Origin of the sequence: Streptomyces sp. NPDC049837, from assembly GCF_040674455.1 — a bacterium.
Classification (GTDB): domain Bacteria; phylum Actinomycetota; class Actinomycetes; order Streptomycetales; family Streptomycetaceae; genus Streptomyces.
In genome coordinates this window covers 30700-41664 of sequence record NZ_JBFAMP010000021.1, presented here as the reverse complement: position 1 = coordinate 41664, position 10965 = coordinate 30700, and the positions used below count along the sequence as shown (strand labels likewise).

General features: G+C 67.7%; 10 protein-coding genes. 6 read left to right on the top strand and 4 right to left on the bottom strand.

The features are described 5' to 3' along the window. Positions 1–936: 936 nt before the first annotated feature. The gene (locus tag AB0J57_RS34130) at positions 937–1674 is read right to left on the bottom strand and encodes a dienelactone hydrolase family protein (protein ID WP_366132299.1); all 738 of its coding nucleotides are present in this window, start codon (positions 1672–1674) and stop codon (positions 937–939) included. A 342-nt stretch (positions 1675–2016) separates the two neighbouring features. Next, complete coding sequence (locus AB0J57_RS34125) at positions 2017–2613, bottom strand: hypothetical protein (RefSeq protein WP_366132298.1); 597 nt, start codon at positions 2611–2613, stop codon at positions 2017–2019. 264 nt (positions 2614–2877) lie between these two features. Between AB0J57_RS34125 and AB0J57_RS34120 the strand changes: the two genes are divergently transcribed. Beyond that, positions 2878–3786 (top strand): DUF1353 domain-containing protein, encoded by a 909-nt coding sequence (locus AB0J57_RS34120; protein ID WP_366132297.1) that lies wholly within the window; start codon positions 2878–2880, stop codon positions 3784–3786. A gap of 39 nt (positions 3787–3825) precedes the next feature. Here the strand turns inward: AB0J57_RS34120 and AB0J57_RS34115 are convergent, their stop codons facing one another. Further along, the gene (locus tag AB0J57_RS34115) at positions 3826–4485 is read right to left on the bottom strand and encodes a TetR/AcrR family transcriptional regulator (protein ID WP_366132296.1); all 660 of its coding nucleotides are present in this window, start codon (positions 4483–4485) and stop codon (positions 3826–3828) included. A 171-nt stretch (positions 4486–4656) separates the two neighbouring features. Between AB0J57_RS34115 and AB0J57_RS34110 the strand changes: the two genes are divergently transcribed. From AB0J57_RS34110 to AB0J57_RS34100, 3 genes are all read left to right on the top strand, one after another. Continuing rightward, the gene (locus tag AB0J57_RS34110) at positions 4657–5775 is read left to right on the top strand and encodes a serine hydrolase domain-containing protein (RefSeq protein ID WP_366132295.1); all 1119 of its coding nucleotides are present in this window, start codon (positions 4657–4659) and stop codon (positions 5773–5775) included. Positions 5776–6611: 836 nt separating this feature from the next. Then, positions 6612–7202 (top strand): replication/maintenance protein RepL, encoded by a 591-nt coding sequence (locus AB0J57_RS34105; protein WP_366132294.1) that lies wholly within the window; start codon positions 6612–6614, stop codon positions 7200–7202. Between the two features lie 20 nt (positions 7203–7222). Continuing rightward, positions 7223–7615, top strand: a complete 393-nt coding sequence (locus AB0J57_RS34100) for a helix-turn-helix domain-containing protein (protein WP_366132293.1) — start codon at positions 7223–7225, stop codon at positions 7613–7615. A gap of 130 nt (positions 7616–7745) precedes the next feature. Here the strand turns inward: AB0J57_RS34100 and AB0J57_RS34095 are convergent, their stop codons facing one another. Continuing rightward, complete coding sequence (locus AB0J57_RS34095; protein WP_366132292.1) at positions 7746–8300, bottom strand: XRE family transcriptional regulator; 555 nt, start codon at positions 8298–8300, stop codon at positions 7746–7748. 180 nt (positions 8301–8480) lie between these two features. Here AB0J57_RS34095 and AB0J57_RS34090 point away from each other — a divergent pair, with 180 nt between their 5' ends. Then, positions 8481–9734 (top strand): ParA family protein, encoded by a 1254-nt coding sequence (locus tag AB0J57_RS34090; protein WP_366132291.1) that lies wholly within the window; start codon positions 8481–8483, stop codon positions 9732–9734. Beyond that, positions 9731–10924 (top strand): ParB/RepB/Spo0J family partition protein, encoded by a 1194-nt coding sequence (locus AB0J57_RS34085; RefSeq protein ID WP_366132290.1) that lies wholly within the window; start codon positions 9731–9733, stop codon positions 10922–10924. Before AB0J57_RS34090 ends, AB0J57_RS34085 begins: the two co-directional genes overlap by 4 nt. Positions 10925–10965: the final 41 nt, after the last annotated feature.

The window sequence follows — 10965 nt, the reverse complement described above, 5'->3', positions numbered from 1 at the left end:
CGGCCTCGCTTCGCTCGGCCGTGAGACGCCTCCCCGCTTCGCGGGGAGGCTAGGGAGACCCGTCTCGCTTCGCTCGGCGGGGGCTCGCTTCGCGGGGGTTGGTCCGGCTCGCTTCGCTCCCCGGCCTCGGCCTGGGGGCTTCAGCGGCTTCTGCGAAGGTGTTTGAGTCTATGTCAGGTACCCGGTCCGCTTCGCTCCCCGGGTACGCCCGCTGACGCGGACAGCAGCAGCGAGGAGGGTGCTCGCTACTGCCCGGCGGCGGGGCTTGAGGTGGACAGCCTTGTAGCGCCGGGTCCACACCGTAGCACGGTGCTTCATTTCGAGCTGTAGATGGACTCTGGCGCAGGGCGGGCGCAGCGCTGCTCATACCAGCGGCATCCACCACGTCACTCTGTCCCGCGCAAGCTGCGTCAACGGGACCTGACAAGCACTCACCCAACACGGAGTCACGGAACAGTCCCCTGTGGCGGCTTGGACAGCCGCGTGCTGCCGTATCACAGGGTGTAGGAGTACAGCCGGTCGATTTCCGTGAACCCTACTGACTCATAGAAAGCGCTCGTCCCCGGACGGGGCATCGTCGTCCACGTACAGAATCACCTGCATGGCCCCGAACCCGGCCAGAACGTCCAGAGCGGAACCGAGCATGGCACGGCCCAGCCCCTGACCGCATACGTGCGACTCGACACCAATCCACCACAGCACACCCATGCCCTGAACCGGCAGACCAACAACAACCTCCCCGACCGTTCGGAGGCCCTTACGGGCCACCAAGCGACGATCACGGCCAGGGCTCCGTCGCAGTAAATCCGGTATTTGCTGCGGCAGTTCTGAATACGTCTCCGCGATCGCACAACTGCCCGAATGCGGGTCTGCTCTGAGGGCTTGAGGGTCAGTGCGCGACGCCGGCCAGGCCTGGCGCCGGCATGTTTGCCTGGGTCATGCCCCCAGGTCCTCCGTCACGGGCAGGCACTCGGCGAGCAGGTCGACGACGTCGCGCCAGGCTCGCTGCGCGTGCTGTGGGTGGTAGCCGACGCCGGGGACCACGGGGTGGTCGACCGGCGGGTGGTGGAAGGCGTGCAAGGCTCCGCCGTAGACCGCGAGGCGCCAGTCGACGCCCGCGGCCTGCATCTCAGCGGTGAACGCGTTCCGTTGCGCGGGCGGCATGATCGGGTCTTCCGATCCGACCCCGGCCCACACCGGGCAGCGGATGCGCGCTGCCTCGCCCGGTCGGCCCGTGGTAGTTGCGTTGACTGTCCCGATCGCGCGCAGGTTGACGCCGCCGCGCCCGAGTTCCAGCGCGATGGCGCCCCCGGTTCCGTAGCCGATGGCGGCGATCCGGTCGGGGTCGGTCCGGGGCTCGGTGCGCAACACGTCGAGCGCCGCATGGCCGATCCCCCGCATCCGGTCGGGATCAGCGAGCAGTGGCATGCAACGGGCCAGCATCTCCTCGGGGTCACCCAGATAGCGCCCGCCATGAAGGTCGAAGGCCAGCGCTACATATCCCAGCTCGGCGAGAGCATCGGCCCGGCGGCGCTCGACGTCGCTGAGCCCCATGCCCTCTGGTCCGAGCAGCACCGCGGGCCGGCGGTCGACACCGGCCGGGAGCGCGAGGTGCCCGACCATCGTCAAACCGTCGGCCGGGTACTCGACCGTACGCGTCGTAATCGTCGTCATGAGACTGGACTGTATTGATCGTCGAGCCCGGCCCGGCCGGTCTTCTGCCGCTGGCAGAACAGCACGGGTGTCCCTCTGACATACGGGACGGGCCCTTCGGCGCGTATCTCGGTCACACCCCGAGTCCGGCCCAGCGGGTTGACCACAAGCCCGCGGGCCCAACCGCCAAGATGTCTCTACGCGCCCAAGGATTGGGGCTGCAGCTTGCCCAGCAGGTCAGGCCGGCTCCCACAGCGGGCGGGCAAGCCCCGTGCCGTCGCAGTGGCAACACCGGCCGCCCCCCGGTGTCGGCGGGCGCCTGTGAGTGCTCCACCAAGTACGGCAGGCTGGGAGCCAGTCACATCATCCCGCGGGCTCGGCGATGGCAGGGCGGTGAACCTCCAGGATGACTGCGGTGCCGGCCACGGTTCGGTTCTCGTGCATGGTGATCTGCCGGCCGGGCTCGACGTGCGTCCAATGAGAGGGAGTGAGGGGCACAAGGCGAACCGTGGCTCGCCCGCCGGGCTCCAGCATGGGCATGTTCTCAATCCACAGCCCAGCGATACTGACCGCACGTTCACCAGTGGGTGAGAGGAGCCCGATGTCCCACATGGGCCGCAGAACACCGGCGCCCGAGATTGGCGTCTTTCGTCGCGCCTCGGCAGCAGGACGAAGCGTCAGGTCCGCCCGGATCACGCCGTTGCGGATCTCGGAGCACCGCCAATGGCACCAAGCCGCACTCCGCTCCAGCTTGAGCTGATCAGCCGATTCGGCGAGCTTCTCCCAAAACGCCAGAGGGAGCGAGCGAGCATGCCCGAACTCCTCCAGCAGGCTCAAGGCGATCTCCCACTCGTCGTGGACGAGGTAGTCCCAGACGTCTCGCACCGTGATGTCGTTCTCGGTGGCGGTCTCTTCCGGGACCAACAGGGAAGCTGATTCGAGCAGCTCAGGGACGTCCATGTGCCCAATTGTCGACCACATGAACCATTATGCTGCGCTCTTCCGGCCTCGCTGCCCCGACAACGTGTGGGCAGCGGTGAGGCAGGCGGGTGACAAACCGTCAAAGAGACGGATAGCGGCCACCGACCGCCGGAAGGGAAAAGATGTGAACCCGTGTGGCGAGAGGGAGGTACCCATGTCCGCATCCGACGGCTTGTTCAGGATCGACCGCCTGCCCATGCCCAACCGGAATGACGAGGAGCCCAGAGCATACGAGGCCACTCGATGAGGCGGAATCGCACGCAGCCGTTCACCCCGGAACCGTGGCGGCTATACGACGGTGACGTCGACGCTGCCGCAAGGGAAGAGTTCCCACCCGTCCGGATCGAGCTGGTCCGGCACACCGATGGCGGCCGCGAGCAGTTCGCGATGCAGCGCCGCATCGCCTACCGCGACCGGCACCTCGGCGAACTTCTGGCGCCTGCGGACATCAGGACTTTCCTCAGCGATCTGACCTCGGTGCCCGCACTCTTCACCTGGCTCGTGCCGAAGACCGGGAGGCATCTTCCGGCCACGTTGCTGCACGACGGACTGATCCACCCACCAGAGAACCAGACGTACACCTCGACCGAGGGCCACACCGTTCGGCGTGTGGAGGCCGACCGCGTATTGCGCGACGCGATGGGGGACGCCGGCACCGCGCTGATCCGGCGGTGGCTGGTCTGGTCGGCGGTGGCGACGGCGACGATGCTCCAAGGCAGCGGAACGGGCTGGTCGAAGGGGGTGGAGTGGTACTACCGCGGGATCGCGGTCCTGACCCTCTGCCTGATCCTCGTGCTCGGCATCTGGGCCTCCCTCGACCTCTTCGACGTTACTGGCATCCCCAAGCTCCCCTGGATGGGCGACCGGCCGTGGTGGGTCGAACTCGTCGGCGGGCTGTCGGGCGCAGTCGTGATCCCGCTATTGCTGGCGGCGCTCTGGCTACGCTTCTGGATCGCCGGCGCGGTTGTGGGGGTGAGCGTGGCGGCGCTGCTGTACGTCGAGGTCGCGCTGCTCGCCCTTACCGCGATCTACCAGGGAGCGGAGTGGGCGACGGCGCGGAAGCCGAAGATCATGCTGCTGTTGGTCGTTGTGGGAGCGGCAGGGGCGCTCGCACTGTTCCTCCTGTTCATCTTGGCGTTCTTCCATCTGTAGCCGCCGGGAGGGCGGTGACGCGACTCTCGAACTGGTCGGCTAGCGCGGACTGATTGCGGCCTCGATGTGGGCGAGTTGGGCGGCGAGGATCTCTTCGAACGCGGCGCGGCGATCCACCCCGAGGGGACGGACGTCGCGGGCGAAGTGGGCCAGGGTCGGGAAGCGTTCGGGGTCGGCGCCCAGAACCGCCACGCGGAACAGCTCCATGCCCTGTTCGTACTCTCCGGGGGTGACGGTGCTGACGCCGGCCTCGGAGGCGATCAACGCGGCGATGAGGACGGCGATCCGGTGGTAGCGCGCCGGGATCTCCTCGTCGGGCAGCCCGGACGCGCGCAGGGCCTGTAGCACCTCTTCCATGACCAGCCGTGAACCGGTGCCACTTGATGCGTAGCGTCCCCAGACCGTGGCGAGCTGGGGCTGCCGTCCGAAGGCCTCTCTCACATGCAGGGCCAGGGACGTGATGCGCTGCTTCCAGTCGCCCTCGGGGCGGTAGTCGTCCATCGCGGCCAGAAGAATCCGGTCGGCGACCGCGCGCAGAAGCTCGGTCTTGCTGCGGAAGTGCCGGTAGAGGCTGGAGGAATCGGTCCCGAGGGCCGCAGCCAGCTTGCGCACGCTGAACGAATCCGCGTCGCTCGTGCGCAGCAGTTCCGCCGCCGCGTCCAGGATCTCATCGGTTGACCAACGCTTTCGGCCTGCCATCGTGCTCCTCTCGCCGGATCTCAGCCTAACTTATGCACTTGGTGTTGCACGCACCGCGTGCATAATGAGGACATGGGCATGCCGGGCGGGCCGGCATGCAACTCGTGCCCTGTTGTCCGGGTCAGCGACCGATGCGGAGCTCACCCCGGGGAACACGAAAGGACGCATGACGTGAAGAACCCACTGGATTGCGCGGCACTGAACGCGGCGATCGAAGACGTCCACCGCGCCGGGATGCCGGGACTGTTCGCCGAGGTACGAGACGGCGACCAGGTCTGGCGCGGCGCCGCCGGGGTCGCCGATGTCGTCACCGGCCGTCCCGTCACCGCCGACATGCGCCACCGCGTCGGCAGCATCACCAAGACCTTCACCGCCGCCGCGGTCCTGCAGCAGGTCGAGAGCGGCCGGATCGGTCTCGACACACCGATCAGCCGGTACCTTCCGAAGCTGGTCCCCGGAGAACGCGGTGACGCGATCACGGTCCGGATGCTGATCAACCACACCAGCGGCCTCGCCGAGTACCTCCCGTACGCGTACCCCTCGCTCAAGGCGTTTCCCAACCTCGCGGACACCGGACCCCAGAGCCTGGAGGACCACCAGTTCACGCGGTTCGAACCGACCGAACTGATCGAGATGGGGGTCACCGCACCTGCCGTCGGCGCCCCGGGCGGTACTCCGGGGGTGTACTCCAACACCAACTACCTGCTCCTCGTCCAACTCCTGGAACAGGTGACCGGCACCACGGCCGAGCGGTGCATCACCCGGAACGTCATCGAGCGCGCCGGGCTCCGACACACCGAACTCCCCGACGGACCGTACGTCGACGGGCCGCACTCGCAGCTCTACGAGGCGTGGTTCGGCATGATCGACCCGCCGCGCGACTACAGCGTCTACGACATGTCGTGGGTGGGGCCGTCGGCCTCGCTGATATCAACCGTCTCGGACCTCAACCGCTTCTACGGCATGCTGCTGGCCGGGGAGATCGTCAGCCCGTCGTCGCTGGCGCAGATGCAACGCACCGTCCCGGTCATCTCCCAGGAGGGAAAGACGATCGACTACGGCCTCGGCCTGCACCCGATGGAGGGCCCCGGCCGGGGCACCTTCTGGGGCCACGGCGGCACGGTCTGGGGTGGTGGAGCGCTGGCCATGATCCGTGCCGACGGCAAGCGGCAGATGTCCGTCGCGGTGAACATGCAGAGGTGGAACAGGCTCGACTCCTCCGGCAGGCCGCAGCCCCATCCCATCGACGACGCGCTTGCGGCTCTCTACCGCGTGGCGATGTACGGCTGACCGCTTTGCGGTGCGGGCGGGCGCCGCCGTGTTCCGGGCGGGGCGTGCACGGATGCCGATCAGCCGGCGGCCCAAAGGCAGCCGAGTGGGCAACAGGCCAAGGGTGCTCTTTACGGCGAACGGCAGGACACCGGGCCAGGGCTCAGTGTCCGTACTGGCTGTGCTGATAGTCAGGGCCTTTGTCCGGACGGTGTCCCGGACAGCGGGGATGCAACTGTCGCAGTGAGTACCGGATTTACTGCTGCGGAGCCGGAAGAAGAGCGACCAATGGGCGTGGTGGGGCAAAGGGTGCTGCGCACTCGTCCACCCCTCATAGCCGGGCTGTTGCGCCACTCAGGTGCAGGTGGGGACGCGTCCCCCGGTGCTTGCCGACGCGCACAGCGTGAGCCACGACGATAGGGATTCGCGTCGGCGAGTGCCGGGGCCAGCGGGGTCCAGGGGCCGGCGAAGGCCCCTGGTTCCACCGAGTGGTTGGGGCACGTGCCCGGGGGGCGGATGGCTGACGGGCGGTGCCCCCTCTGTAGTTAAGAGGGGTGCGGCTGAATTGCGGCTCTGAGCTGGGGGTTTACGGAAGTAAATGTCGGTGGCCACCGACATTCGGGGGCTCTGAATGTCGGTGTCCGCCCACATTCGCGGGTGAAAGTTGCGTCTGTTCGCAAGGTTGGCTCCTAAGTTGCGGATGGACGCATGTTTCGGCGGTTGGGGACGGGGTCAACCGACGTCGGTGATGGTCGACACAAACTTGCGACTGGACGCAAGAGTTCCGGCGCGTACATGCGGATGGACGCAACTTTTGCCGTAAGGTGCTCGGCACCTGTACGCGAAAGGATCATGACATGGCACCAGCAGCCCAGTCCGCACGACGTCACAGCCGAGCGCCAACACCGGCCGGGCGTCCTGTGCTTCAGCCGGCCGGGGCGGACAACAACGCCGACCTCGCGCGGGTCATCGCGGAGCAGTTCGGCAGTGGCCCGGTGCACGAGGTGAAGGCGGTCGTCTACCGGCGGGCGCCGCACGACTTCCTCGGCGAGGAGGGGTACTCCCTCGTCAGCAACTACTTCCTGCGCCGGGTGCTCCCCTACTGCCTGACGCACCACATCATCAGCCCGTTGCAGGGCGCCATCCTGTCGAACATGATCGGCAGGCAGCGGAAGGGGAAGATCCAGACCACCCACGCGGAGATCGCCGAGGATCTCGGCGTACAGCGGACGAGCATCGGCCAGCCGCTGGACCGGCTGTGCGAGATGAACCTGATTCGTAAGCTGAAGCGCAGCACGTACGAGCTGAACCCACGGGTCGCGTTCAACGGCAACGGCAACGAGCAGGCAGACTTCTTGGCCAGGCTGCGCGCCTTGCAGCTCGCGAGCAATTTTCCCGACGAGCTCGGGGAAGCGTTGACGTTGTTCTCCAGGACCGAAATCGGCTGACAGAGGGACTTGCCATGCTGATGACCACGACAGGACTCATGGGCATGCTCCACAAGCTGGAGCTCACCCCGACCGCCATCAACGTGCTCTCCGTGATGTTCGAGCGATCGGAGCCCGGTGGTGTCGTCGACATGAACCAGGCCGATATCGACGAGGTCCTCGGGGTCGGCCAGGCCTCCATGAGCCGGGCGATGAGCCTCCTCGTCGACCGGGGGCTCGTCTTGCGGTCCGGTAACGGTCGCGGGCACCGGTACGCGCTCAACCCGGCCATCGCGGGCTACTCGTCGGAGGCGGAGATGCAGAAGGAGATGACGCAGCAGCTCGCCACCGGTGGACCTCCGCCGATCCTGGTGCCGGAGTACCAGAAGCGGCCCCCGAAGGCCGGCTCGGGCGGGCTGCACGCCGTGGCGTAGCGGAGCTGTCAGGAGACGCAGGACACGCAGGAGACGCAGTAAGGCCCCGGCGGATTGCCGGGGCCTTCTGCACCTGTACGCAAAAGCGTTCCTTCAGTATGCCGCTGCTTGTGGTGATGGCAAGCGGAACTCAGAAGTCGAGTTCCACATAGTCGATGTCGGTGAACTCGACGAGGAGGCCGTCCGCGCGGCGGCCGCTGTCCTTGAAGTAGATCTCCTGGAGTCCCTCGGCGAGGACGGCCTGGAGCTCGGCGTCGGTGGCGCCGGCGGCTTGCGCTTCGAAGAGGCGGGCGGCGTACTCGGGGGGCAGGTGCTGGGTGATCAGGCGGATACGGCCGTCGTCGGTGGTGCCCGGGGCGGCGGTGAAGCCGAAGCGGGCCCGCGTCTCGACGACGATTCCGGTGGTGGTGGCGGCCTGCTTCTTGGCCCGTTCCCGTACGCGGGGCTGCCAGCGCTTGCGGACCTCGCGCGCGAGGCGGGTGGCGAGCTCGGGGCGGGGTGTTCTGATCTGGTCCTTTACGTAACGCTCGACCGTGCGCTGGGAGATGCCCAGCAGGTCCGCCACGGCCCTCGTGCTCTTCAACTGCTTGACCAGGAAGCGCATCTGCGCGGGAGCCCCTTTGGGGATGGGGCGCGTGGCCGTCTTCGCCTCGGCCTTTTCCAGGCCGTCGCCGACGATGCCCATCCAGTGTCCCTCCGCGCGTGTCTCTCCCGGACCCTATCGCGGGGTGGTGGGGAGGGAGGGGGACCAGGGGTGGTGGGTGGGTGGGGTTATCACGGCGTGATAGGCCACGCGGGTTTCTGTGTCACCTAACTAACGTGTCGAGCACTCAGATGATCTCCGACGTTAGTACAGTGACTCTCTATGACGTCACCAGACACCAGGAACGACCGGGAGAAGGTCGTCTCCAAGCTGCCTTCCCGGCTCCGTCAGGAGCTGAAAGTCCGTGCCGCGCAGTTCGGCATCGACATCCAGGACGCCGTGGACGCCGGCATCACCACCTGGCGCGGCCTCGGGTCCAACCTCTCCCCCATCGACACCTCCGGCGCCGAGTCCTTCGCCACCTTCCTCCCCCCCGAGCAGTGGGCAGGGTTCCGCGTCGACTGCAAGGACCGGGGGGTGTCCCTCATCCAGGGGCTCGCCCAGTCCGTTCAGGTGTGGCTCGACAGCAACCCCTCCCCCGCCGTCAAGCGGCCGGCGATCACCCGCCGTATCGTCGTCTGCAACCAGAAGGGCGGGGTCGGCAAGACCGCCATCACGGCGGGCGCCGGTGAAGCCCTCGCCGAGGACCCGGCCGTGCTCGTGCCGGTGCGGGTGTCGAAGCACTTCGCCGCTCTGCTGGAGGAGGACGGCGGCGATGCCGGGAACGATCCGCTCGCGCTGGAAGACCTCCCCGGTCTCGGACAGCGCGTCCTCCTCGTCGACTTCGACCCCCAGGGCCACCTCACCAAGCAGCTCGGTCACGAGCCGCTGCCCATGGGCGGCGACTCGCTGACCAATCACATGGCCGGTGATGGGAAGGGGGAGTTGCGGGACGTCATCGTCTCCATCGACGAGGAGCGGTTCGGGGGACGGCTGGACTTGTTGCCGGCGTGTACGGACGCGTTCCTGCTCGATGTGCGGCTGGCTTCCGTGCGCGCCCGTGAGGCGGCTCTGGAGCGTGCCCTCGCTCCCCTTGAGGCCGACTACGACGTCGTCCTCGTCGACTGCCCGCCCAGCCTCGGCCTGAGCATGGACGCCGCCTCGTACTACGGGCGCAGGCGCCCGGAGGAAGTCGCGGGCAACTCCGGTGTCCTCATCGTCGTCCAGGCCGAGGACAGCAGCGCCGACGCCTACGATCTGCTCACCTCGCAGATCGAGGACATGCGCAGCGACCTCGCACTGGACCTGGACTACCTCGGCATCGTCGTCAACCACTACGACGCCCGGCGCGGGTACATCGCCACGTCGTCGTTGCAGTCCTGGATGGACATAAAGGATCCCCGTGTCGTCGGCGTCATCGGCGACCTCAAGGAACAGAAGGAGGCCGTGCGGGTGAAGCGTCCGCTCCTCGCCTACGCCCCCCGCTGCGAGCAGTCCGTCGCCTTGCGCGCCCTCGCCAGGGAGATCAGCAAGTGAGCAAAGCGAAGAACCTCGGGCCGGGAGCCTCCTTCGGGCAGGCCCGTCCCGTCAGTGCCCGCCGCGCCGCGATCGGGGCCGCCACCGCGGCCCCCACCGTGGGCGTCCCCGATCCGACGGAGCTGCCCGTCGGCCTCATCAGCCAGAACCCCGACAACCCCCGCGAGGAACTCCGGGACCTCGAAGGGCTGGCGGAGAGCATCCGCGAGATCGGGCTCATCAACGCGATCACCGTCGCGACCGTTGACGCCTATCTGAGCGAGCGGCCCGACCGTGCCTCCGAGATCGAGGAGGGAGCCCGGTACATCGTCGTCGACGGACACCGCCGGCTCGCTGCCGCCCGGCTCGCCGAGGCGCGGACCATCAAGGTCAGCGTCGACAACGACCTCGTCTCGACGGACGAGTCCCTGCTGGAAGCGGCGTTCGTCGCCAACGTCCACCGCGACGACATGAACCCGCTCGAGCAGGCCCACGCGTTGCGCAAGCTCGTCGAGTTCTACGGGTCGCAGAACAAGGCCGCCAAGAGGCTGGGCATCGCGCAGTCCACCATCTCGTCGAAGCTGTCCATCCTCGACCTCGACCCGCAGTTGCAGGCCGATCTCGTGGCCGGCCACCGCAAGATCGAGCACGTGCGCAATCTGTCCAAGCTCTCCCCCGCCGAGCAGGTGCGGGAGGCCGACGCGCGTGCCGCCGCCGCGAGTGAGCGCAAGCGGGGTGGGGGAGCGGACCTATCACGCCGTGATAACCCGGCGGGGAGGTCCGACGAGGCCGACGACCTATCACGGCGTGATAACCCCGGGCTTGCTTCGGAGCTATCACGGCGTGATGGCTCCGAGGTGGAGAGCGCGCAGAGGGACGGCGACCTATCACGGCGTGATAACCCGGGGGTCGGTCCTGAGCTATCACGGCGTGATAACCCGGGGGCGGGGGACGAGGTATCACGGCGTGATACCCCCGCGATCGGTGCCGACCTATCACGGCGTGATAACCCCGGCCCCACCGACGACGTACCCGCGCCCCGTGAGGCGCCCAGTCCGCCCAAGCTCGCCGGGATCAAGATGCCCTGGCACGACGGGGACAAGGTCGCCGATCTCGTACTGGAGAAGATGCTTCCCCAGGAGCGGGAGAAGCTGCTGCGGCGGCTGCTCTCGGCGCGGGAGGCCGTGAGGCCGGCCTCCTCGATGTCCTGACCGTGGGTTCCACAGCAGATCGCCCCGCACAGGTTGCCTGT

What these genes read in the sequence shown, in the direction of transcription:
- AB0J57_RS34125 (WP_366132298.1), bottom strand. Translation starts at nt 2,613, where the DNA reads ATGGACGTCCCTGAGCTGCTCGAATCAGCTTCCCTGTTGGTCCCGGAA.
- AB0J57_RS34095 (WP_366132292.1), bottom strand. Translation starts at nt 8,300, where the DNA reads ATGGGCATCGTCGGCGACGGCCTGGAAAAGGCCGAGGCGAAGACGGCC.
- AB0J57_RS34100 (WP_366132293.1), top strand. Translation starts at nt 7,223, where the DNA reads ATGACCACGACAGGACTCATGGGCATGCTCCACAAGCTGGAGCTCACC.
- AB0J57_RS34130 (WP_366132299.1), bottom strand. Translation starts at nt 1,674, where the DNA reads ATGACGACGATTACGACGCGTACGGTCGAGTACCCGGCCGACGGTTTG.
- AB0J57_RS34105 (WP_366132294.1), top strand. Translation starts at nt 6,612, where the DNA reads ATGGCACCAGCAGCCCAGTCCGCACGACGTCACAGCCGAGCGCCAACA.
- AB0J57_RS34120 (WP_366132297.1), top strand. Translation starts at nt 2,878, where the DNA reads ATGAGGCGGAATCGCACGCAGCCGTTCACCCCGGAACCGTGGCGGCTA.
- AB0J57_RS34090 (WP_366132291.1), top strand. Translation starts at nt 8,481, where the DNA reads ATGACGTCACCAGACACCAGGAACGACCGGGAGAAGGTCGTCTCCAAG.
- AB0J57_RS34115 (WP_366132296.1), bottom strand. Translation starts at nt 4,485, where the DNA reads ATGGCAGGCCGAAAGCGTTGGTCAACCGATGAGATCCTGGACGCGGCG.